Annotated in this window: 18 protein-coding genes and 2 tRNA genes; 6 read left to right on the plus strand and 14 right to left on the minus strand. The window is 63.3% G+C overall.

From position 1 onward, the window contains the following. Positions 1 to 37 precede the first annotated feature (37 nt). Both ACZ89F_RS11860 and ACZ89F_RS11865 read right to left on the minus strand, forming a co-directional pair. Positions 38 to 1516: an ABC transporter substrate-binding protein gene (locus ACZ89F_RS11860; protein ID WP_476092078.1), complete on the minus strand. Its 1479-nt coding sequence runs from the start codon at positions 1514 to 1516 to the stop codon at positions 38 to 40. A gap of 163 nt (positions 1517 to 1679) precedes the next feature. Beyond that, positions 1680 to 2960 carry an acetylornithine deacetylase/succinyl-diaminopimelate desuccinylase family protein gene (locus ACZ89F_RS11865; protein ID WP_476092079.1) on the minus strand — a complete coding sequence of 427 codons (1281 nt, stop codon included), beginning with the start codon at positions 2958 to 2960 and terminating at the stop codon, positions 1680 to 1682. Positions 2961 to 3182: 222 nt separating this feature from the next. On the opposite strand from ACZ89F_RS11865, the gene ACZ89F_RS11870 reads away from it, so the two are divergent. Continuing rightward, entirely contained in the window at positions 3183 to 3611 is a 429-nt protein-coding gene (locus ACZ89F_RS11870; RefSeq protein ID WP_476092080.1) for a L,D-transpeptidase, read from the plus strand. A gap of 58 nt (positions 3612 to 3669) precedes the next feature. Here ACZ89F_RS11870 and ACZ89F_RS11875 read toward each other — a convergent pair whose 3' ends face one another. From ACZ89F_RS11875 to ACZ89F_RS11920, 10 genes are all read right to left on the minus strand, one after another. Further along, on the minus strand, positions 3670 to 4659 hold the full coding sequence (locus ACZ89F_RS11875; protein ID WP_476097268.1) for a lipid A biosynthesis lauroyl acyltransferase: 990 nt from the start codon (positions 4657 to 4659) through the stop codon (positions 3670 to 3672). A gap of 13 nt (positions 4660 to 4672) precedes the next feature. Beyond that, positions 4673 to 5701, minus strand: a complete 1029-nt coding sequence (locus tag ACZ89F_RS11880) for a zinc-binding dehydrogenase (RefSeq protein ID WP_027039032.1) — start codon at positions 5699 to 5701, stop codon at positions 4673 to 4675. A 36-nt stretch (positions 5702 to 5737) separates the two neighbouring features. Continuing rightward, positions 5738 to 7015 (minus strand): beta-ketoacyl-ACP synthase, encoded by a 1278-nt coding sequence (locus ACZ89F_RS11885; RefSeq protein ID WP_476092081.1) that lies wholly within the window; start codon positions 7013 to 7015, stop codon positions 5738 to 5740. Positions 7016 to 7067: 52 nt separating this feature from the next. Next, positions 7068 to 8258, minus strand: coding sequence for a beta-ketoacyl-ACP synthase (locus ACZ89F_RS11890; RefSeq protein ID WP_476092082.1), 1191 nt, complete (start codon positions 8256 to 8258; stop codon positions 7068 to 7070). Positions 8259 to 8314: 56 nt separating this feature from the next. Next, positions 8315 to 8596, minus strand: coding sequence for an acyl carrier protein (locus ACZ89F_RS11895; RefSeq protein WP_010909964.1), 282 nt, complete (start codon positions 8594 to 8596; stop codon positions 8315 to 8317). A 233-nt stretch (positions 8597 to 8829) separates the two neighbouring features. Next, entirely contained in the window at positions 8830 to 9972 is a 1143-nt protein-coding gene (locus ACZ89F_RS11900; protein ID WP_476092083.1) for a slipin family protein, read from the minus strand. A 362-nt stretch (positions 9973 to 10334) separates the two neighbouring features. Further along, positions 10335 to 10402: transfer RNA gene (locus ACZ89F_RS11905), tRNA-Leu, on the minus strand. A gap of 2 nt (positions 10403 to 10404) precedes the next feature. Further along, positions 10405 to 10478: transfer RNA gene (locus ACZ89F_RS11910), tRNA-OTHER, on the minus strand. 227 nt (positions 10479 to 10705) lie between these two features. Then, entirely contained in the window at positions 10706 to 11254 is a 549-nt protein-coding gene (locus ACZ89F_RS11915; RefSeq protein WP_476092084.1) for a histidine phosphatase family protein, read from the minus strand. A gap of 103 nt (positions 11255 to 11357) precedes the next feature. Continuing rightward, positions 11358 to 14378 (minus strand): caspase family protein, encoded by a 3021-nt coding sequence (locus ACZ89F_RS11920; protein WP_476092085.1) that lies wholly within the window; start codon positions 14376 to 14378, stop codon positions 11358 to 11360. A gap of 130 nt (positions 14379 to 14508) precedes the next feature. Here ACZ89F_RS11920 and ACZ89F_RS11925 point away from each other — a divergent pair, with 130 nt between their 5' ends. From ACZ89F_RS11925 to ACZ89F_RS11935, 3 genes are all read left to right on the plus strand, one after another. Next, positions 14509 to 15459 carry an AEC family transporter gene (locus ACZ89F_RS11925; RefSeq protein WP_476092086.1) on the plus strand — a complete coding sequence of 317 codons (951 nt, stop codon included), beginning with the start codon at positions 14509 to 14511 and terminating at the stop codon, positions 15457 to 15459. Positions 15460 to 15654: 195 nt separating this feature from the next. Continuing rightward, positions 15655 to 17112 carry an NAD-dependent succinate-semialdehyde dehydrogenase gene (locus tag ACZ89F_RS11930; protein ID WP_476092087.1) on the plus strand — a complete coding sequence of 486 codons (1458 nt, stop codon included), beginning with the start codon at positions 15655 to 15657 and terminating at the stop codon, positions 17110 to 17112. 92 nt (positions 17113 to 17204) lie between these two features. Then, positions 17205 to 18227: an aldose epimerase family protein gene (locus ACZ89F_RS11935; protein ID WP_476092088.1), complete on the plus strand. Its 1023-nt coding sequence runs from the start codon at positions 17205 to 17207 to the stop codon at positions 18225 to 18227. A gap of 145 nt (positions 18228 to 18372) precedes the next feature. Here the strand turns inward: ACZ89F_RS11935 and ACZ89F_RS11940 are convergent, their stop codons facing one another. Further along, the gene (locus ACZ89F_RS11940) at positions 18373 to 19293 is read right to left on the minus strand and encodes a sugar kinase (protein ID WP_476092089.1); all 921 of its coding nucleotides are present in this window, start codon (positions 19291 to 19293) and stop codon (positions 18373 to 18375) included. A 151-nt stretch (positions 19294 to 19444) separates the two neighbouring features. On the opposite strand from ACZ89F_RS11940, the gene ACZ89F_RS11945 reads away from it, so the two are divergent. Together ACZ89F_RS11945 and ACZ89F_RS11950 are read left to right on the plus strand one after the other, a co-directional pair. Further along, the gene (locus ACZ89F_RS11945) at positions 19445 to 19894 is read left to right on the plus strand and encodes a FixH family protein (RefSeq protein WP_476097269.1); all 450 of its coding nucleotides are present in this window, start codon (positions 19445 to 19447) and stop codon (positions 19892 to 19894) included. Positions 19895 to 19901: 7 nt separating this feature from the next. Next, positions 19902 to 21101 (plus strand): cytochrome-c peroxidase, encoded by a 1200-nt coding sequence (locus ACZ89F_RS11950; protein ID WP_476092090.1) that lies wholly within the window; start codon positions 19902 to 19904, stop codon positions 21099 to 21101. A gap of 1 nt (position 21102) precedes the next feature. Here the strand turns inward: ACZ89F_RS11950 and ACZ89F_RS11955 are convergent, their stop codons facing one another. After that, positions 21103 to 21555: an Lrp/AsnC family transcriptional regulator gene (locus ACZ89F_RS11955; protein WP_056596145.1), complete on the minus strand. Its 453-nt coding sequence runs from the start codon at positions 21553 to 21555 to the stop codon at positions 21103 to 21105. Positions 21556 to 21703 lie beyond the last annotated feature (148 nt).

Below are 21703 nucleotides of genomic sequence, written 5' to 3' on the forward strand. Positions count from 1 at the left end.
GCGAAGGAATGCAAGTTTCGCCCGTTGCCCAACAGCCTCACTCGCTCCACTTCACCTTGGTCAGGTCATTGGCCTGGATCGGTGCGTTTTCCCATAGCCCCTGCAGCTTGGAGTCCCAGACGCCGACCTTCGGCAATTCGTAGAGGAAGCCGACCACGGCGTCGTCGGCCAGGATCTTCTGCGCCTGCCCCAGCAATTCCTTGCGCTTGGCTTCGTCGGAGGTGACACCGAGATCGGCGATCACCTTGTCGAAGGCCGGGTTGTCGTAGTTGAAATAATAATCCTTGCGCGAATAGATATCGATGTCGTTGGGTTCGGTGTGCGAGACGATGGTCAGGTCGTAGTCCTTCTTGGTGAACACCTGATCCAGCCACTGCGCCCATTCGACCGGAATGATCTCGAGATCAATACCGACGTCGCGAAGCTCCGAGGCGATGATCTCGCCGCCGAGCCTGGCATAGGACGGCGGCGGCAGCTTCAGTGTCGCCTTGAAGCCGTTCTCTAGGCCTGCTTCCTTCAGCAATTCCTTGGCCTTGGCGACATCATGCGGATAGCGGCCGGTGAGGTCGACATAGTCCTTGCTGGCCGGGGACATGTGCGAGCCGATTGGCAGGCCGAGGCCCGCCGAAGCGCCATCGATGATCGCCTTGCGGTCGAGCGCGTAGGAAATCGCCTGCCTCACCTGCAGCTTGTCGAAGGGCGGCTTCTTGTTGTTGATCGACAGGATGGTCTCGCCCTCGGTCGAGCCGATCACCACCTTGAAGCGCGGGTCGTCCTTGACCTGCGCGACGCTGTCGGGATCAAAGAAGGGAAAGGCCTGGATATCGCCGGAGAGCAGCGCCGGCACGGCGGCCGCGGCATCCGGAACGATGCGGAACTCAGCCTTGTCGAGAGACGCTGGCGTGCCCCAGTAACTGTCCGATTTGACCAGCGTGATCGTCGACCCCTTGGCCCAGCTCTGGAACTTGAACGGGCCGGTGCCGATCGGTTTCTCCTTGTTGGTCTCGGCCGATTCAGGCGCGACGATCACCGCGTCGCCCCAGCCCATATTGTAGAGGAAGGAGCCTTGCTGGTTTTTCAGCGTAACCTTGACGGTCGCCGGATCGACGACGTTGACCTTTTCGATGGCTGCGAAAAGACCCTTTTGCGCGTTGACGGAATTGTCGGCGCGCGCGCGATCAAGTGAGAATTTCACGTCGTCCGCGTTGAAATCGGTACCGTCATGGAATTTCACACCGGTGTGCAGCTTGAAGGTGTAGACCTTGCCGTCATCGGAAATGGTCCAGCTTTCGGCCAGATCGGGCAGCACCTCGCCATTCGGCCCGATGCGGGTCAGACCCTCGAACACATTGGCGTAGAGAACCTCATCGATGGCCGCGGCGGCACCGGCGGTCGGATCGAGATGCGGGGGTTCGAGCGGAATGCCGATGACCAGGTCGGTTCGTGCGGCAAACGCCTGACTTCCGGCGGCCAATGACAGCACTGCGGCGGCCAGAATGGTTTTCCACAATTTCATCGTGCAACTCCCCATGCGTTTCAGACAGGTGCTCAAACCCGGGCGATAGAAGCGTGATTTTGCCACGGAGTAAATTGCGTTTCGTTCTGCCCGTTAGCGTGGCCGGGAATGTTTTTGTCCTGGCGGCCTCATCGGCGGGTCGAAGCTTGTCGCGATGCGCGCCTTATCCCGCGGCTGTGCCGCGCAGCAGCACGTTGAGCCCGATCGCCATCACCTTGGCCGATTCCACCATGTCCGATATCCCGACCCATTCGTCCGGCCGGTGGGCGAGGTCGAGAATGCCAGGGCCATAGGCAATGCAATCATAGATATGGCCGATGCGGGCAATGTGCTTCTGGTCGTAGGTGCCCGGCGAAATGACGTAGTCGGGTTCGCGGTCGAAGATCGCCATGATGCCTTGCGCCACCGCCTTGACCACCGGGGCGTCGCGCTCGGTCATCAGCGGCAGCACTTCCATGAGGTCGCGGATTTCATAGTCGAATTTGTTCCGCTCGCGCTTCAACCGGTCGAGAATGCCGGTCACTTCACCTTTGACGGTGTCGAGATCTTCCTCGAGCAGGAAACGGCGGTCGATGGTCAGCCGGCAGGAATCAGGCACGTTGGGCGAGGGCAGGCCGGGCCGGAAATCCTCGGTCTGGCCGCCATGGATCGAATTGATGTTCATGGTCGAGCGTTTTGCGCCTTCGGGCACGACCGGCATGCGCGTCATCTTGCGGTCGAGCGCAGGGAACAGTTCGTCCTCGAATGCCCTGAGTACGGCACCCATATGGCGTACCGCATTGTCGCCGAGAAACGGCATCGAGCCGTGCGCGATCTCGCCCTTGGTCTCGATCTCCGCCCACCAGACGCCGCGATGACCGAGGCAGATGCGGTCCTTGTTCAGCGGCTCGGGAATGATGACGTGGTCGACCCTGGGTTTCGAGAAATAGCCGAGCCTGGCCAGGTGGGCGACGCCGCCGAAGCCGCCGGACTCCTCGTCGACGGTACCGGATATTTCGATGGCGCCGGGAAAGTCGGGGAACACTTCCAGGAAGGCTTCGGCGGCGATGATCGAGGCGGCAAGGCCGCCCTTCATGTCGCAGGCGCCGCGGCCATAGACCTTGCCGTCCCTGACGATGCCGGCAAAGGGATCGACGGTCCAGCCGTCACCGGCTTCGACCACGTCGATATGCGAGTTGAAGTGGACGCAGGCGCCGGGCGACCTGCCGTCGAAACGGGCAACGACATTGACGCGCGGGTAGCGGTCGGTGTCGCCGGGTGTGCCTTCGGCGCGGATGAATTCGGTCTCGAAACCGCTCTTCTTCAGCCGCGCGGCGAGATATTCGGCGCATGGCCGGTAGGCCTCGCCGGGTGGATTGATGGTCGGAAAACGGATCAGCTCGGCGGTCAGCGCGACGACATCGTCGCGCCTGTCATCGATTGCCTGGAGGAGTCGCTCGTTCATGCGCAGAGTTGAGCAGCGATCGACTTGGTTTTGCAAGCCCGCTGGTGATCAAGCCCGTGCGGCGTGTCGTTGCGGCAACTATCGCGCGAAATCGTTCAAATTCGCTGCTTTGGATTGGCGAATTGGTCAAGGAGTGTGTGTTACCTCATTCACCTGCCATTAAAAAGATGAAAAACAACGTGATGGCAGGCAAGTAAGGGGCAATCAAAGGGGTTTGATCGCATGAAAAAGATAGTTCTCATGGCAGCCGTGTTTCTCACGATGCTGTTCGGTGCTTCGGGGCAGGGCCGGGCAGCCAGCCTCGTTGCAAACATAGACGTGTCCTCGCAGACGATGACGGTCAGATATGGCCTGTCGGTTTACCGGTGGAGTGTCTCCACGGCCCGCAGCGGCTATTACACGCCGCGCGGTACCTATCGGCCGCAGCGCACGGCCCGGATGTGGTATTCGCGCAAATACGACATGTCGCCGATGCCCTATTCCGTGTTCTTCCATGGCGGCTATGCCATCCACGGAACAGGCGCGGTCAGGCAGCTCGGCCGCCCCGCTTCGCATGGTTGCGTGCGGCTGCATACGGCCAATGCCGCAGCGTTCTATTCGATGGTGCGGGAAGTGGGGTTCGGCAACACGCGGATTGTCGTCACCAACTGAGCGTTCCGGTTCGCTGATGTCGGCGCCTCTGGTGCAGGGCTAACCTCCGCACCAGTGGCTAGCCTTGAGCGTTTGCGGCCGGAGCGGGCTTCGGTCGACGCTTTGGCCGCCCGCCGCCGATCTCCCACCTTTTGTGGAACCACATCCACTGGCCGGGATCTTCGCGCACCCAGCGTTCGACCACATCGCAGAGCAACTGGGTGGTGGCGTGTACATCGACGCTGCCGTCAGCGGTGCGCGGCAAGGTCAGCTTGTCCTCGATCTCGAGCCGAAAGCGATTGCCTGGCAGCCTGACGCAGCGCGCCGGATAAACGTCGCAGTCGTAGTGACGGGCAAGGGTGCCCAGCACTCGGTTGCTCTGGCAGGGGCGGCCGAAGAATGTCGTCTCCAGGCCGTTGGAGAATTTCTGGTCGACAAGGACGCCGATGTTGCCGCCATTCTCCAGCACCCCCGCCAACGCGAATGAGGCGCCGGCCATCGACGGCAGCAACGAGCCCATGGTCGAGCGGCGCGTCGACAGGATGTAGTCGGCGAGATAGGGGTTGTTGGGTGGGCGAAACAGCGCGGTGATGTTCATGCCGAAGGTCGCCGCCGCCACCGGCAGCAACTCGAAATTGCCGAGATGGCCGGTGAAGACGATATGCGGCCGCTTCTCGGCGGCGATCTCGACGAAGTGTTCTATTCCCTTGACCTCGACGCGGCCGGGTTTGCTCGCCGCGGGGTCGTAGTCGAACAGGGCGTCGAGAAAAATATACTCGGCGGCCAGCCGGGCCATGTTGCCCCACATGTCGGAGGCGATCGCCTGGATTTCGGCCTCGCTCTTTTCCGGATAGGCCTTGCGCAGATTGTCAACGGCGACTTGATGGCGCCCCGCCCGCGGACCCACGCGGCGTGCGACGCGGTCGGCGAAATTCAGCGCACTGTCGGCCGGTAGCAGGCGCAGGACCGAGATGATCATCATCGCCGCGCGCGCCACCAGCCAGTAGTTGAGCTGGCGGAGCTGCCTGCCGTAACGAAATTTGAGGTCCCGGCGGAACTTCTTGAACACAGAGGTCAAGGCTCTAGCCGACGCGCAGGATGATCTTGCCGAACACGTCGCGGCCTTCCATGCGCTTCAGCGCCGCATCGATACCGTCGAAGTCGACTTCGGTGTCGATGACCGGTGCGACCTGTCCTGCCGCCATCTTCTGCATGGCGTTGGCCATGTTCTCCATGCGGCAGCCAAAGGAGCCGAGCAGTTTCAATTGCTGCTGGAACAGCTGCATCAAATTGATCTGCGTCGACACGCCGGAAGTCGAACCGCAGGTCACCAGGCGGCCGCCACGCTTCAGGCACAGCATCGAGGCGGCAAAGGTGTCGGCGCCGACATGTTCGAAGACGACATCGACGCCCTTCTTCTTGGTCAGCTTGCGCACGACGCCTTCGAAACGATCGTCGCGATAGTTGATGACATGGTCGGCGCCAAGCGCCTTGGCCTTGTCGATCTTGTCGTTGGAGCCGACCGTGGTGATGATGGTGCAGCCCATCCGCTTGGCCAACTGGATGGCGGCCGAGCCGATGCCGGATCCGCCGGCATGGATGAGAATGGTCTCGCCGGGCTGCAGCCTGGCGTTGTCGAACAGCATGTGCTCGACCGTGCCGAAGGTGACGGGCGCCACCGCCGCACCGATATCGGTCACGCCGGGCGGAGCAGGGACCAGCAGGCGGGCCGGCAGGTTGATCTTTTCCTGCGCGAAGCCGTCAAGATGGAAGCCATGAACGCCCGAAACATGTTCGCAGAGATTGTCGCGGCCTTCGCGGCAGGCTCGGCAAAGGCCGCAGGTGCGCGCGCCGTAGATCGACACCAATTGTCCGGGCAGCAGGCTGGAAACGCCGGGGCCGACCGCCTCGACCTCACCGGAGGCTTCGGCGCCGACGACCAGCGGCAGCTTGCGCTTGGCGAAGGCCATGCCGCGCCAGCCCCAGACGTCGATGTGGTTCAGCGCCACTGCCTTGATGCGCAGCGTGACTTCGCCCAGTGCTGGCGGTGGGGGAGGCGGCAGGTCCACCGTCTCAAGACGGCGGTCCTCGATAAGTTGCAGTGCGCGCATGGAGCCTGTCGGTTCTGTTGAGCGGAAAGCGCTCGCTTAGACCGGTTCCCGCGCCATGACAAGGCAAGTGTTCTGGCCGCCGAAGCCGAAGGAGTTCGACAGAACGGTGCGGACCTCGGCATTACGCTTCTTGTTCGGCACCACGTCGAGCACGATCGCCGGGTCCGGATTGTCATAGTTGATGGTCGGCGGAATGACGCTTTCGCGCATCGTCATCAGCGAGAACGCCGCCTCGACCGCACCTGCCGCTGACAAGGTATGGCCAATCATCGACTTGTTCGACGAAACCGGCATGGAACTTATACGCTCGCCGAACACAGTCGACAGCGCCAGATGTTCCATCTTGTCGTTCTCCGGAGTCGACGTACCGTGGGCGTTGACATAGTCGATCTCGTCTTCACTCAGGCCGGCATCGGCGAGGGCGGCGCGAACCGCGGCGATGGCCGGCGAAGCGTCCGGCTTCGAGCGGGTGCGGTGGAAGTCGTCGGCCTTCTCGCCGCAACCGCCCAGGACGCCGAGAACAGTCGCGCCGCGCGCCAATGCCGCCTCAAGCGATTCCAACACCAGCGCCCCGGATCCCTCGGCCAACACGAAGCCGTCGCGATCCCTGGAGAAAGGCTTCGATGCCTTTTCGGGAATGTCGTTGTGCGTGGAGAGCGCCGAAAGCAATGAGAAACGGATCAATGCCTCGGCGGTGGCAGAGCCGTCCGCGCCGATCGATAGCGCCCGGTCGCATTCGCCGCGTCGGATCGCCTCGACACCGAGCTGGATCGCGGTGGCACCTGAAGCACAAGCCGTCGACAGCGTGATCGGCAGACCGCGTGTGCCAAGACGGTCGGCAAGGCGGTCGGCGATCGAACCGAACTGGGTGGTCTCGAAAATATCCAGCTCTTTCAAGCTACGCGCGACCCGAAGCAGTCTTTCGGCGGCGGTGTCATGCTTGTCCTTGTCAGAATTGTAGAGCGAAAAGCGCTCGGCCCAGTCGAGTTCGACCGGCGGCGATGCGAGGAAGAGCGGTCCGCCGAAATCGCTGGAATCAAGACCGGCTTCGGTCACCGCTTCGAGGCCCGCAAGCTCAGCTAACTCATAGGTGAGTGGGCTGGCACCTTTCGAACTCGATGGCAGGAAATCGACCATGCCGGAGATGCGGGTGTTCAGTTGATCGATGGGAAAGCGGGTGATCGGGTGAATGCCCGACTTGCCCGAGGTCAGCGCCGCCCAATTGTCTGATTTGCCGACGCCAAGCGAGGTGACCACGCCGATGCCGGTGACGGCGACGATTGGCCTGCCCATGTGATCATTCAGATTGGCCATCCGGGAGCCCTCGATCGTTTATCGTTGCAGCATGGGTCGGTCAGCGCCCGCCTTACGCGGCGTTGACCAGCGCCATGCCCTCGAATTGGTGATAGCCGATCGCCGTTGCAAGGACGGCTGCGGGAATGCCTTCGAACGGCGTCTCCGCTGCGGCATCAAAAACAGGGTAGGCGGCCTTGCGGTCGACGGCCAGTGCGGCGAGCGCCACGGCGAACGGAAACTGCGCTTCCTTCATGTGCCCGGTCAGCGTGGAGAAACCGCGCGCGGCGATCGCCGGATTGGCATCGAGCGCGGCTTTCTCGGCAGTGGTTGCCGCATGCGCGCCCGAGGCGCCCGACATCGCAAGCAGCTTGCCGTTCGGCAGCGCCGCCTGGCTGAGCAATGCGGCGATCCCGGCATCGAGCTCTCCGCGCGAGCGCCTGGCGCGGCCGGAGACGACCGGCCCGAGCTCGGCATAGATCTTTCGGCCACGGCTTGTCGCGTGTTCGCGCTGTTCCAGCACCAGGAAGGCGCCGCCGGACCCGGTCACGACGCCGCCGCCCTCGGCGCCCTGTCTTTGCCAGACCGGCTTCCACGGGCCGCGATGCAAATAGCCGGCAAGCTCATAGCCGAGCAGCATGTCGGAATGTTCGGTCTGGAAGGCGCCGCCGACCAGGATGTGAGTCGACTGGCCCGAGCGGATGCGCGCGGCGGCCGTCTCGACCGCGGCGACGCCGGCACCTTCCTCGCCCATGAAGGTTCTGGACGAGCCGGTGACCTTGTGGACGATGGAGATGTTGCCGGCGAGCAGGTTGGACAACTGGGCCAGGAACAGTGTCGGCCGCAATTCGGTGGTCAATTTCTCGTTGAGCAGCACATCGCGGTCATTGCGGTTTTCCGAAGCGGCGAGAATGGCGGCATCGACCGCCTCGTCGCGCTCGCCACCGCCTGCGGCCACAACCATGTCCATGGTCGCGCAGAGTTCGTCATTGCCCTTGATGCCGGCGTCGTCCAGCGCAAGGCCGGCAGCATAGGTGCCGAGCCTCTGCCAGGTTTCCATCTGGCGCTGGTCGCCGCGCTTGGCGATCTGCAGGTTCCAGTCGATCTCAGGCAGCGGATGGACGGTGTAGGGCGCGAAGCGCGCCGCGTCGAGCACCGGCTGCAGGCCAGGCTGCGCGAGCTTCTGCCAATGGGTATCAGGACCTTCCCCCAGCGAGGAGACAAGGCCGATACCAGTGATGACGACGTCGCGGGGGCTGCTCATGGGCGGCTTTGTGGGTCAGGCGGCAGAGCGCGTCAAGATCGTGCGCTCAACTGACGTCAGGCGGTCTTGGCGGCGACCAGTGCGTCGATCTTGGCGCACAGGTTCTTCATGACGAAGTAATCGTCGGTCGAAGCCTTGCCGTCATTGACCTCCTGGGTCCACTTTTCCAGCGGCACCTTGATGCCGAATTCCTTGTCGATGGCGAAGACGATGTCGAGGAAATCGAGGCTGTCGATGCCGAGATCGTCGATCGTGTGGCTTTCGGGCGTGATGGTGTCGATATCGATCTCGCTGGTGTCGGCAATGATCTTGGCGACTTTGTCGAACGTGGTGGACAAGGGCTTTTCCTTCGGTTGCGGGCGGAATCTGTCCGCATCTTGTTTGGGCGCTGTCTAATCGGTTTTTCCCGGCAGGAAAAGGCCTGATACGCCGGGCGCAGATGGGTAGGGTGCCTAGGAAACGCAAGAAGGGCCGCCGGTCGACCCGGCGGCCCTTCTGTTGACGCTACGTCAGTCTTTGTTTCGATGCATGTGGTTTTCCCAAAACCGGAACCACTTTTGGGCGACATGCATCAGCTGTCGCGGAGCTTGACCAGGTCGTTCAGCAGCCCGCCCGTTCCGTTGTGGACGGTCAGCCGCTCGACCTTGCCGGCGATGGTTTCCAGAGCCTCGAGCTCCTTCAACCGCAGCATCACCGGGTTTTCCGCCATCACCCTGGCCGTGTTGAGCAGCGAACGCGTGGCGTTCGTCTCCTCGCGGCGGCGGATGATGTTGGCCTCGGCCTGCTTTTCGGCCGACACCACCTGGTTGAGGATCTCGCGCATCTCGCCCGGCAGGATGACATCCTTGAGGGCGATATCGCTGACCTCAACCCCGATCTCGGCCATGTCGGCGCGGACCTTGGCTGCCGCTTCCTCGTCGATCGTCACCTTCTTTTCGAGGATCTGATCGAGTGTCAGCGCGCCAAGCGTCTTGCGGAAGGCATACTGCAGGGCGCGGTAGAGGGCTTCGGAGAAGTCCTTCACCATGCTCACCGCCTTGACCGGATCGACGACCCGGTATTCGGCGGCGATGTTGACGCGGATCGTGACGCGATCCTTGGTCAGCACTTCCTGCCCGGCAACGTCGAGCGACTGGCGCTTGAGGTCGACGACCTTGATCTGCACCATGCGTCCGACGTTCCAGAAGCCATGCACGCCCGCCGTCAGCGTCCGGACCAGGACACCGTCGATGAAGAGCAGTCCGGCCTGACCGTCGACGACCGGATGGACGGACATCAATTCCGCCTTCCGGGCCTGGCCGAGCCGGCGCATGGCCGCCGCATCGATGGCGAGATCGACTGATGTGTCGATCAGCGTCACCTTCCACGGACCGGCATCCGTCCACAGCACCAGCTTGCGGTCCGGCGCCAGCACGGCGTGCAGATTGCCGTCACGTTCGATGACGGCAACATCCGTGCGCCCGGTGCGAACGACGGTGAAATGACGCGCGGCCACATCCGGGAGCTTGTCGAACAACGCCTTCTCGTATGCCGAAACGAATTCCGGGTTCTTCAGATCGTGCCGGGACACTTCAAGGCTGCCGTGCCGGTTGGCGAGTGAGTGCTCGCCCGGCAGCAGGACAGCCTTGATCTCCCCCTTGTGGAGGGTGAGGGCACGTTCGTTTTCCTTTACGAGGACGCGCTCGCGTCCAAGAACCTTGTCGAGAATTGTCATTGTCTTACTCCTGTCGGGCATGGCCCCATGCGAGGCGTCACGTCATGCGTCGATCGTCCTTTCGTTTCTCGTCGTCTCTTGCCATCGTCCGGGCACGAATGATCCAGGGACTGGTGGCATCGATCCGTGGCGGGCCTTCGGGAGCGGATCGCGGGGCAGCGAAGCGGGCGCTGGAGGCCGAAGCTTCCTTTGCCGGCGACATTGCGCCTTGATCGTCACCGCGGGCCTGGCCGCGAGCCGATGGCGTCGGACCTTTCGATACGGCCCGCACCCGAAGGCTTGTGCCGTCCGTCAGATCTTCAGCATTCCAGTCCCCGGACCGTTTTTCAGATAACACCGTGGCAGGGTGCTGGCTTATCAGGCCAATGGAGAAGGAATCGAACCTTCGACAGTCAGATTCTCGATCTGATGCTCTCCCAACTGAGCTATCCGTGGTGCAGATGAAGGGAATTGAACCCCCGACCTCCGGACCCAAATCCGGCGCTCTCCCGCTGAGCTACATCCGCGATCCCAATCCCCAAAGCGGCGCCGTATACAGGGCGGCAATGCCGCCTGCACGGGCGGAGACGAAAGCTCCAACCGTTGTGCTCACTTCGGTTCTCGTGACCGGGAGCGCGCCTATAGCGCCTGCGACGGGTTGTCGCAAGCGGCATTGTCGTGGCGGATTTGCGGCTTCTTTCAATGGTGGCATTTCGGCAACACCGCTTCCGGCGCCAGCGATCACGCGTAGCGCTCAGAAGGTGACGCGGCCGAGCACGCGCAGGCCGTCGCCCTGCGGCTCGACGACCACGGCCTCGCCTTCGCGTGGCGAGATGCCGGTCAGTGCCACAATGTCTTCCAGATGGGTGACCATGACCAGATTGTCGGAGCCGGAATAGGCGCGGATTTCCTTCATGATCGCCGCGATCTGCGCGGCTTTCTGCGTCTCGTCGCCCTTCAGGAGATCGAGCGGTGCAAACAGTTCCGGTTCGGCCTCGAAGGCGATGCGGGCGGTGTCAAGGCAGCGGCAATAGCGGCTGGACAGCACGCGCTCGATCGGTGCCGCCCGAGCGGCAAACAGAGCGCCGATCTTGCTCGCCTGCTGCTTGCCGCGCGCCGACAGGTTCATCTGGGTGGCACAGCTGTCGATGTCGAAATTGGCCGGGTCGGTGGTGCCGGTGACCATGGCATGGCGCAGCAGCACGACATGGCCGCCATCGCGCAGCAGCGCCCAGCCTGCATCCGTGGCGTGAGCCACGCCGGGAACAACAAGCAGGAACAACGCCAAGGCAAATCGAATCATCCGCTATCCTTCTCCGGTTCCCGGCAATGGGTTCCGGTGACGAGACATATAGGGACGGTAAAGCCAGCCGAAAGACAAGGCGCGGTCGGTGGGAAGGGTAGACCTACTTCTTCGCCATCTGCTTCTTCACCAGATCGATCTTCTGGTCGGTGAGCGGGATGGGGATCGTGTAGCCGGCTTCGGTAAAGCCCTGCTTGGCGTTCTCGAAGAATTCGATCGCCTTTTGATATTCGGCCTTGCCGCCGCCATAGCTGGCCCGGTTCCAGTGGATGTCGCCGAGATTGTTCTGCGCGAAGGCCCATTGCATGGGCAGGCTTTCCCGGGTGAACACCTTCAGCGTCGCCGTGAAGGCGGCCTCGGCATCGCCGAGATATTTGTCGGTGCGTTCGAGATTGCCGAGGTTGAGCAGGCTCATGCCGATGCCGTTCTGGGCGTTGGCCCAGTCGACCGGTGCCCCGTCGACGGTCAGCACTTCGAGTGCTGCCCTGCGGGCCGTGACAGACTCAAGCAAGGTCTTGGGGTCGGCATTGCTCATGCTCAGCCAGTGCAAGGTCGAGCCGAGGCCGGCCTGGGCCAGCGCCCATTGGCGCGGGTTCGTCTCGCGCTTGTACTCGCGCAACGCATCGCGGTAGGCGGCAATGGCCTCACCGTAATGTTCCGGCTTGTCGGTGACGCCGCCGAGAAGCTGCAGCGTGTTGCCGAGATTGTAGTGGCTCATTGCCCAGTCCTGCGGGAATTTCCGTCTGATATAGACCTGCCGGGCGGCCTGGAACGCCGCGGCCGACTGCTCCAGCCTGGCCGCGTCACGGGTGCGCTGGCCAAGCGTCTGGTAGATCGAACCGAGATTGTTCTGCGCCGACGCCCAGTCCATGGGGAAACGCTGCCGGGTAAACACCGTCAGCGCATCGTCATAGGCCGCGGCTGCCTCTTCGAGCGCGCCGGTGCCCATATCGAAGCGGGCGACACCGCTCAGCGCGTTGCCGAGGTTGAGCCGGCTGGTTGCCCACGAGACCGGGAAGGTTTCACGGGTTCGCACCTCGAGTGCGGCACGGAACGCGTTGGCCGCTTCGTTGATCTTCGCCTTGTTGTTGAGCTGGATGCCGAGCGACACCAGCGTGTTGCCGAGATTGTTCTCGACCATCGCCCATTCAACCGGCGCTTTTTCGCGCGTGTATTCCTCAAGTGCCAGCCGGTAGGCCGCCTCGGCTTGCGTCAGATGTTCGCCGGCGGCTTCGCGCTCGGACAGCGCATAGAGCGCCAGGCCGAGATTGTTCTGCGAAGCGGCCCAGTCGAGCGGCACTTTTTCGCGCGGGCGTTTCTCCAGCGTCGCGCGCATCGCCACCACCGCCTCGTTCAGTCGCTTCGGGTCGCTTTCGCGTTCGCCGATCTTCAACAGCACATTGGCCAGATTGTTCTGCGCGGCGGCCCAATTGAGATCGTCCTTCTCGCGCTCGAACACGACAAGGGAGGCGCGAAAGATCTGTGCTGCCTCCTCAAGGCGTGCGGTCTCCGTCTCGCGCTCGCCGATGGTCTGCAGCACCACCGCCATGTTGTTGCGAGTGATCGCCCAGTCGCGATTCTGTTCGCCATTGGGGATGAAGTTCAGGATGGTGCGATAGGCCTTGATGGAGTGCTGCAGCGCATCGAGGTCGCCGGTGGCGTAGCCGTAGGCGTTCAGCGCCTCGGCTTCCTGGTTCTTGTAGTTCCAGCGCAGCTTGTCGTCCCATTTTTCGGCCAGCGAAAACGCCTTGGCGTAGTCGCCGGCGGCGGACTTGTAGTCGAATACCAGCCCCGAGGCGTCGGCGCGTCTGGCGTAGATCGCGGCATCGGCAAGGCGCTTCTGCTTGACGAGATCCTCGGCCTCATCGACCGCGTCGTTGGTCTGCTCGACCCGGCCGACCGCGTCATCGAGGAACTTCCGCGCCGTCACGATGGCGCCCTGGCCGATCGCCTTGTCGGCGGAGGCGACCAGGCGTTTGATCTCCGGATCGTCGGTACGAAGTGCTGCGCGCTCCGACATCATTTTCTTCAGGCGCTCGGCCTGGGCGTCGAGCACCTTTTGCAGATCGGTCGGGTCTTCGGGGATTTGTTCCGTGCCGAGCGCCTTCAGCACGCCATAGAGTGCATCGAGCGGCACGCCTTCCTGCAGCGAGGCCAGTTCTACCTGCGCCCGTTTCGGGTCGGGCAGGTCGGAAATCGTCAGCAGGAGCTGGCGCCGCTCGCCGGTGATCAGCCCGTCGTCGCCGGTTGGCTCCGCTGGCGCGACACCAAAATAAAGCAGCCGGCGCAGGCTTTCATTGATCCAGGGGCGCTGCTTTGCCTTGGTGTCGAGATAGACTTCTTCGGTCACCATGCGCATGACCGAGCCGAATTCGGTGCCCTTCATCGCCGCGAGGTGGCGCAGCAGGGCGGACGCGTAAGGGCTGTTTTCGCCAGCGGCGCCATCGAGCGCCGGGCGACCCGGTTCGGCGGCAAAGCCGACCACCGTGCCGAGGCTCGCGTCGGTCGCGGGCGCATTGCCAAGCGCTTTGGCGCCGCGCACCGGCTCCAGTCCACCGGCGCCAATCGGCGAGGCGGAGGCTGTCGGCGCGCGCCGCACGACTGCATCGGGTGGAAACGGATTGGTGCGGCAGGCGTCGAGCAGCACGATCATCACAGGCACGGTCTTTTTCAACGCGTCCATGAGGGCGGAAATCGGCACCAAGGCCGCGTCGGCATCCCTCAGTGACGACACGTCGGCATCGACCGGAACCAGATAGTTCTCGCCGCCGGCCTCGATGCCGTGACCGGAATAATAGATGAAGGCGACATCGGCGCCTTCGGCATCTTCCGTGAATCGCTCCAGGTCGCGCTTCAGCTTGGTGGCGTCGCGATCGGTGACGCTGCGCGCGTCGAAGCCGAGGTCGGTCAGCATCTTGGCCATGTCGCGGGCGTCGTTGGCTGGGTTGGGGAGGGCGGCGATGTGCTCGTATTTCGACTGGCCGATGATCAGCGCCACGCCCTTGAGGCTCTTTGTTTCGGCATCTGCAAGCGCGGTCGCGGCAAAGCAAAGCAGTGCGGCGACGAAAGCCGTCAGCCACGCCTGCCGCAAAAGATTATGCTTCGTGGTTTCGACAAAGGCCATTTGTCGTTGGTGTCCGCCCTGATGATCCAAACCCTCTATAACGCTGCCAGCCGACGATGATCAAATTCGGGCGCGATTGCGTCGCGGTCGTGGCTCGCCTATCACGGGAAATTCGCCCGTCACGGTAAAAATGTCTCCGCTCACCGAAACCGTCCTTTTCGTCTTCAGCCTTGTCGCACTCGGCTACCTCGCCGGGTTGACCGGCTATTTGAAGCCGGCGAGCGGCGAGGGGATAGCCGATTTCGCGGTCTCAGTGGCGATGCCGCTGCTGTTGTTCCAGACCATGGTGAATGCCGATTTCCACGGCGTGGCACCTTGGTCGCTATGGGGCGCCTATTTCGCGGCGGTGGCGATCACCTGGGCCGCCGGCCATGTCGTCACCACGCGGATATTCGGACGGGATGCACGCGCCGGCGTCGTCGGCGGCGTATCGTCGTCCTATTCCAATGTCGTGCTCCTCGGTGCTCCTTTTATCCTTGGCATATTCGGCCCGAGCGGCTTCGAAGTGCTGTCGCTGCTGGTCTCTGTGCATCTGCCGATCATGATGATGGCTTCGATCGTTCTGTTCGAGATGTTCGGCCGGAGCGGTGGGGAAACCTTACATCCCTTGCGCATCATCCGCAGTTTCCTGAGGCGGCTGTTCATCAATCCGCTGATCATCGGCATTCTGGCGGGGCTCGCGTGGCGCCTCAGCGGCGTGCCGCTGCCTGACTTTGCGATGCGGTTGGTCGATGCGCTGGCCGACACGGCCGGGCCGGTAGCGCTGTTTGCCATGGGGCTCAGCCTGCGCCGCTTCGGCATATCAGGCAATGTCCGGCCGGCGCTGGCGCTTTCGGTGCTGAAGCTGTTCCTGATGCCGGCGCTGGTCCTCGTCTTCGTCTGGCTGCTCGGCCTGCCGCCCTTGACGGCCAAGGTGGCGGTTGTGGTGGCGGCGCTGCCGTCCGGCATCAATTCCTATCTCATCGCCGTACAGTTCAACACCGGCCAGGCGCTGGCGTCGAACCAGATGACCATCGCCACGGCCTGCGCCGCCGTCACCACCGCTTTCTGGCTGACGGTTGTCGTGCAGGTTTTTGGATAGAGTTTTTGGGGGCGACGCATGGCTGCCTGACCTCGTCTCGCGCTGGCCTAACCCCTATATGCCATCTTGCGATTGCTTGCGGGTCTTGCCCTAGGTAAAGAGCAGTGGCTCCGGCGTGCCGGCTTCAGTCCATGGCGCACGCCCACCGAAGACTTCACAGACCGGCCCGTCAGCGCGCCGAACGGAGGATAGACCATGCTTCAGAAAACCAGCCATTTCATGCGGCAGGCCAATCTCATCAATGGCGAATGGGTGCAGGCCGACAGCGGCCAGACGGTCGACGTCAACAACCCGGCCACTGGCCTCAAGATCGGCACAGTGCCGAAGTCGGGCAAGGCCGAGACGCGCCGCGCCATCGAGGCCGCCGCCGCCGCCTTCAAGTCGTGGCGCAAGACCACCGCGCTCGAGCGCTCGAAGCTGCTGCGCAAGCTGCACGACGCGATGATGGACAATCAGGATGTGCTGGCCGAACTGCTGACCATCGAGCAGGGCAAGTCGCTGTTCGAATCGAAGGGCGAGATCGGCTCGGCCGCGGCCTACATACTGTGGTTTGCCGAAGAGGGCCGCCGCACCTATGGCGACGTCGTGCCCTCGCCATGGGCAGACCGCCGCATCCTGGTGACCAAGGAGCCGGTCGGCGTCATTGCCGCCATCACGCCGTGGAATTTCCCGTCGTCGATGCTGGCCCGCAAGCTCGGCCCGGCGCTCGCGGCCGGCTGCACCGCCGTGGTCAAGCCTGCTTCGCAGACGCCGTATTCGGGTCTCGCCTGGGGCGCCCTCGCCGAAGAAGTCGGCTTCCCCAAGGGCGTCGTCAACATCCTGACCGGTTCGGCCGGCGAGATCGGTGACGAGATCTGCGCCAATCCGCTGGTGTCGAAAATCACCTTCACCGGATCGACCGAGGTCGGCAAGCTTCTCATCCAGAAGTCGTCGGTCACCGTCAAGAAGGTGTCGATGGAGCTCGGCGGCAACGCGCCGTTCATTGTCTTCGACGACGCCGATCTCGAGCGTGCCGTCGCTGGCGCCATCACCGCCAAGTACCGCAATTCCGGCCAGACCTGCGTCTGCACCAACCGCTTCCTTGTCCAGGCTGGTGTCTATGACAGGTTCGTCGAGAAGTTCGCCGCCGCCAGCAACGGGTTGAAGGTCGGCTCCGGCCTTGAGGACGGCGTGCAGCAGGGACCGCTGATCGACGAGAAGGCGGTCGAGAAGGTCGAGGAACTGATTGCCGATGCCACATCCAAGGGCGGCAAGATCGTAGCCGGCGGCAAGCGCCATGCGCTCGGCGGTTCGTTCTTCCAGCCGACGGTCATCGCCAACGCGACACCCAAGATGCGCTTCATGAAGGAAGAGATCTTTGGCCCGGTCGCACCGGTGTTCAAGTTCGAGACCGAAGAGGAAGCCGTCGCTCTCGCCAACGACACCGAGTTCGGCCTCGCCTGCTACTTCTACACCGGCGATCTCGGCCGCGCCTTCCGCGTCATGGAAGGGCTGAAATACGGCATGGTCGGCGTCAATGAAGGCCTCATCACCACGCCGGAAGCGCCGTTCGGCGGCGTCAAGGAATCCGGCCTCGGCAAGGAAGGCGGACATCAGGGCATCGAGGATTATCTCGACACCAAATATGTCTGCATCGGCGGCCTCGGCCTCTGATAGGCTATCCCGGAGATGGGGAGGCCAATGGCCTGCCCATCTCTCGTCGGAAAACCAGCCGAAGTCCTCTGGATCAACTGGCATTTACGGGCATGGCGATGAAGGACGGCGAGGTTTTCGGCACGACGCAGGCAGGCGAGCCGGTGCGTCGCTTCACGATCAGGGGCGGCGGTATCACCGCAAACATCATCGGCTTGGGCGCAATCATCCAGGATCTGCGCCTGACCGGGCACGATGCGCCGCTGGTGCTCGGCTATGACCGTCTGGAAAGCTACGAGACCGATACGGCCTTCTTCGGTGCTATCGTCGGCCGCTATGCCAACCGCATCCGCGACGGCCGTTTCACCATTGGCGGCAGCCGCTACCAGACCGAGCAAAATTTCCTCGACAAGCATACGCTGCATGGCGGCTCGCAAGGTTACTCCCACCGGCCGTGGACGGTTTCCTTGCACGGCAGGGATTTCGTCACGCTGACCCTGCACGATCCCGACGGCACGATGGGCTTTCCCGGCGCGCTCGACGTCACCTGCACCTACCGGCTGAAGATCCCCGGCACGCTCAGCGTCGAGCTGACCGCCACCTGCGAGGAGCCGACGCTGTGCAATCTCACCCAGCATTCCTATTTCAACCTGGATGATGGCGGCGCCGGCGACATTCTCGACCACAGGATGATGCTGAATGCCGGCGCCTACCTGCCGGTCGATGGCGACATGATCCCGACCGGGGTGGTCAAGCCGGTTGACGGCACGCCGTTCGATTTCCGCCAGGCACGGCCGCTGCGCATGGAGACCGAGGGCGAACAACTGCCCTACGACCAGAATTTCTGCCTTGCTTCGACGCGCGGGCCGCTCAAACAGGCGGCATGGGCACAAGGCGCCAGTTCCGGTGTCGAGATGGAGGTCTGGACCACCGAGCCCGGCGTCCAGCTCTATACGGGCCAGTATGTGACGCCGCGCATCGGGCTGGAAGGGCGGAACTACAAGGCCTTTTGCGGTTTCTGCCTGGAGCCGCAGATATGGCCGGATGCGCCGAACCGACCCTATTTCCCGCAGGCAACGCTGTGGCCGGGCGCGATCTATCACCACGTGACGGAGTACCGCTTCCGCCTGCCTTAAGGTCCGCCGAAATTCAGGTGAGGCCGGCCTGTAAACAGCAGTTTCCTGCGCTTCCGGTGCTCACGTACCCAAAGTACGCTCCGCTCCGGTTCTCGGAACCTACTGTTTTCGGCTCGGCCTGACCTGAATCTCGACAGACCTTAGCTTAGCCTTCGAAAGCGGTTCGCAGCGTCTCGAACGGCGCCAGCGCGCCGCGTACCTGCACCACGGCGGCGGCGACACGATGGGCACGGCGCGCGGCTTCCTGCGGGTCATGGCCGGCAAGACGAGCCGCAAGGTAGCCGCCGTTGAAGGAATCACCGGCGCCCGTCGTATCGGCGGGAGCGGCGACATGGATCGCCGGGACTTCGCGCAACATTTCTCCTTGGGCAATCAGCGCCGGCGCTTCGCCGTTCTTGACGACGACTTCGCCGACCCATTGCCCGAGCCGCTCCGCGGTCGCTCGCGGCGCTGTATCCCCAAACAGCATCTCCTCGTCGGGGAAGGTCGGCAATGCGATGTCGGTGACGGCAAGGGCTTCGATGACCGCTGCCTGCGCCTCCTCGCGATTGCGCCAGAGCCGCGGCCGATAGTTGGGGTCGAAGGCGACAGTCGAGCCTGCCGAGCGCGCCTTGGCGACGGCCGCTAGCAACGTGGCGCGCGCGGCGTCGTCCAGAATTGCCAAAGTGATTCCGGAAAAATAGACAAGCGCCTGATTTTCCAAGTTTTTCGACAGCGCGGCCGGGTTCGAGGCGAGCTGGCGCGCGGCGGCGTCGCCACGCCAATAGGTGAAGGAGCGCTCGGCGCCGGTCAGCGTGATGGCATAGAGGCCAGGCCGCGCACCCGCTATGACCGGGCTGGAGCCGATGCCGATGCCGTTCTCGGCGAAGAAATCGATCTGGCCTTGCGAGAAGGGATCGTCACCGAAGGCCGAGATATAGGTTGCCGGCCGCTCAGTGCTCAACGCATGCAGCGCCCACAGCGTGTTGAACGTGTCGCCGGCAAAGCCCATGCGCCAGTTCGGCCCCGTCTGGCCCGACAGTTCGAGCATGCATTCGCCGATCGAGGCGACGCCGGTTCCCGCCATCTACAGTCCTCCAGTGATCTCGGTGCTGTAGCTTTTTGCCATCGGCAGCGCCATGCTTGGCAAGCAGGGTTTTTTCCGCCACAGCGTTTTCCCACAGGCTGGCGGGATGCGATCCGTTCGGCAGAGCGTTGTCTGCAGAAGAGGAACCGGTTTGGCATCACTATGGCGCTATCTCTTAGCAGGTCTTGGTCTGGCTGCCTTGCTGGTCGGCATTCTCGCGGTCGTCTACCTGACGGCGCCGCGGTCGGCGCAGCCCGCCGGCCCGGATGTCGCGCGGACGAAGAAGACCGACAACGGGCTGTACATGGCGAGCTTCGTGCCGGAACGGGGCGTGGTGCGGCAGGGCGAATTGGAATCCTGGCTGCTGACCCTGAAAACAAAGACAGGGGCTTCGGTGGAGGGCGCCGCGATCGCCATCTCCGGCGGCATGCCGCAACACAATCACGGCCTGCCGACCAGCCCGCAGGTCACCGATTACCTGGGCGAAGGCCGTTACCGCATCGAGGGGCTGAAATTCACCATGAGCGGCTGGTGGCAACTTCGTTTCGCCATCTCGTCCGGCGCCGGCTCCGACACAGTACTGTTCAACGTGGTGTTGTGAGCGATCGATGAAGCGCCTCTTCTGCTTTCTGGCGCTGATGGTCGCCGTCATCCTCGTCGGCTGCGGCAAACCGGATTTCTCCGACGCCGAGACGAAGACCATCGCCTCGCTGGCGTTGAACATGCTGCCGTCGCTGAAGCCGGACACCACAAACCGCTTTGCCGACGTGCCGGCGGCTGCCGCACTCGGCTCGACGCTGTTCTTCGACCTCGGTATGAGCCGCGACGGCACGGTGTCGTGCTCGACCTGCCACAAGATCGACCGCCAGTTCCAGGACGACCTGCCGCAAGCGGTCGGCGTCGGTCACACCAACCGGCGCACCATGCCGCTGGCCGGCGTGGCCCGCGATCCCTGGTTCTTCTGGGACGGCCGCCGCGACAGCCTGTGGGCGCAAGCGCTGACGCCGCTCGAAAATCCGCTGGAGCAGGCGGGAAACCGCACCGCCTATGCGCATTACATCAAGGCGCGCTTCGGCGAGCGCTATGAACGCATCTTCGGGCCGCTGCCCGACTTTTCCGGCATGCCGTTGAATGCCAGCCCGCTCGGAAACGACGCCGAGAAGGCTGCCTGGAACGCGATGAGCGGCGCGCAGCGTGATGCCATCAACGGCGTCTTTGCCAATATCGGCAAGGCGATCGCTGCGTTCGAACGGTCGATCGAGCCGGCGCCGACACGCTTCGATCGCTTTGCGCTGGACCTTGTCACGGGGGCCGAGCCGAAAGGCGACGCCGCCTTCTCGAAGGAGGAAATCCTTGGGCTGAAACTGTTTATCGGCAAGGCCAATTGCGTGACCTGCCACGACGGCCCGCGCTTCACCGACAACAGCTTTCACAACACCGGCGTGCCGCCCGTTGCGGATCTGCCGCCGGATCGCGGCCGTATCGATGCGGTGCACCAAGTCGAGGCCGACCCGTTCAACTGCCTTGGTGCCTTCCGCGATGGCGACGCCGGCGCCTGCGGCGAGCTGCGCTTCATGGTCAAGGATGCGCCGCAACTTATCCGCGCCTACAAGACGCCGTCGCTGCGCGGCGCGGCAACGCGGCCACCCTACATGCATGCCGGGCAGTTTTCGTCGCTCGACGAGGTCGTGGCGCACTACGCCAAGGCTGCGCCCAGCGTGGAGGGCACGTCCGAAGTTCATCCGCTGCAGCTTTCAGACCGAGAGCGTGCGGCGCTGGTGGCGTTCCTGAAGACTCTGGCGGAGTGAGCTACCGATCCTTGACCGTCTCCATTGCCACGAAGGTCGAGGTCTGGGCCACATGGGGCAGGGCCGAGATACGCTCGCCCAGGACGCGGCGGTAGGCGGCGATATCCCGGGTGCGGACCTTCAGCAGATAATCGAAGCTCGACGCCATCATGTGGCACTGCTCGATCTCCGGCACGGCCTGCACGGACCGGTTGAAGGCGTCGAGCGCGGCGGAACGGGTGTCGGACAATTTCACCTGGACGAAGGCGACATGGCCTTCGCCCATGCGCTCGCGATCGATGATCGCCTGGTAGCCCCTGATGTAGCCGTCCTTCTCCAGCCGCTTCACCCGAGCCTGCACCGGGGTCTTCGACAAGCCGACCTTTGCGGCCAGTTCGGACATGGAAAGCCGGCCATCGCTTGCCAGCGCCGCCAGGATATTCCTGTCGATGCGGTCCAATTGGTCTTCTGTCATCGAAAGCGCAGTCCATATGTCAATTTCAGGCCATCAGGATAGATCGAATGACCTGCAATGTCGATTTCTTTGGACCGGCCGAAATTTCGCATTTGTGCTAGCTTGCGCCATTCGGTCCGGTGCCGCCGGCCCGCTCCCTGATGCTCGC

It is taken from the genome of Mesorhizobium sp. USDA 3734 (assembly GCF_056279665.1).

Coding starts and splice junctions, on each gene's coding strand:
- ACZ89F_RS11915 (WP_476092084.1), bottom strand. CDS start 11,254: ATGATTCGATTTGCCTTGGCGTTGTTCCTGCTTGTTGTTCCCGGCGTG.
- ACZ89F_RS11860 (WP_476092078.1), bottom strand. CDS start 1,516: ATGAAATTGTGGAAAACCATTCTGGCCGCCGCAGTGCTGTCATTGGCC.
- ACZ89F_RS11880 (WP_027039032.1), bottom strand. CDS start 5,701: ATGCGCGCACTGCAACTTATCGAGGACCGCCGTCTTGAGACGGTGGAC.
- ACZ89F_RS11930 (WP_476092087.1), top strand. CDS start 15,655: ATGCTTCAGAAAACCAGCCATTTCATGCGGCAGGCCAATCTCATCAAT.
- ACZ89F_RS11900 (WP_476092083.1), bottom strand. CDS start 9,972: ATGACAATTCTCGACAAGGTTCTTGGACGCGAGCGCGTCCTCGTAAAG.
- ACZ89F_RS11865 (WP_476092079.1), bottom strand. CDS start 2,960: ATGAACGAGCGACTCCTCCAGGCAATCGATGACAGGCGCGACGATGTC.
- ACZ89F_RS11940 (WP_476092089.1), bottom strand. CDS start 19,293: ATGGCGGGAACCGGCGTCGCCTCGATCGGCGAATGCATGCTCGAACTG.
- ACZ89F_RS11955 (WP_056596145.1), bottom strand. CDS start 21,555: ATGACAGAAGACCAATTGGACCGCATCGACAGGAATATCCTGGCGGCG.
- ACZ89F_RS11925 (WP_476092086.1), top strand. CDS start 14,509: ATGTCTCCGCTCACCGAAACCGTCCTTTTCGTCTTCAGCCTTGTCGCA.
- ACZ89F_RS11885 (WP_476092081.1), bottom strand. CDS start 7,015: ATGGCCAATCTGAATGATCACATGGGCAGGCCAATCGTCGCCGTCACC.
- ACZ89F_RS11890 (WP_476092082.1), bottom strand. CDS start 8,258: ATGAGCAGCCCCCGCGACGTCGTCATCACTGGTATCGGCCTTGTCTCC.
- ACZ89F_RS11935 (WP_476092088.1), top strand. CDS start 17,205: ATGGCGATGAAGGACGGCGAGGTTTTCGGCACGACGCAGGCAGGCGAG.
- ACZ89F_RS11920 (WP_476092085.1), bottom strand. CDS start 14,378: ATGGCCTTTGTCGAAACCACGAAGCATAATCTTTTGCGGCAGGCGTGG.
- ACZ89F_RS11950 (WP_476092090.1), top strand. CDS start 19,902: ATGAAGCGCCTCTTCTGCTTTCTGGCGCTGATGGTCGCCGTCATCCTC.
- ACZ89F_RS11870 (WP_476092080.1), top strand. CDS start 3,183: ATGAAAAAGATAGTTCTCATGGCAGCCGTGTTTCTCACGATGCTGTTC.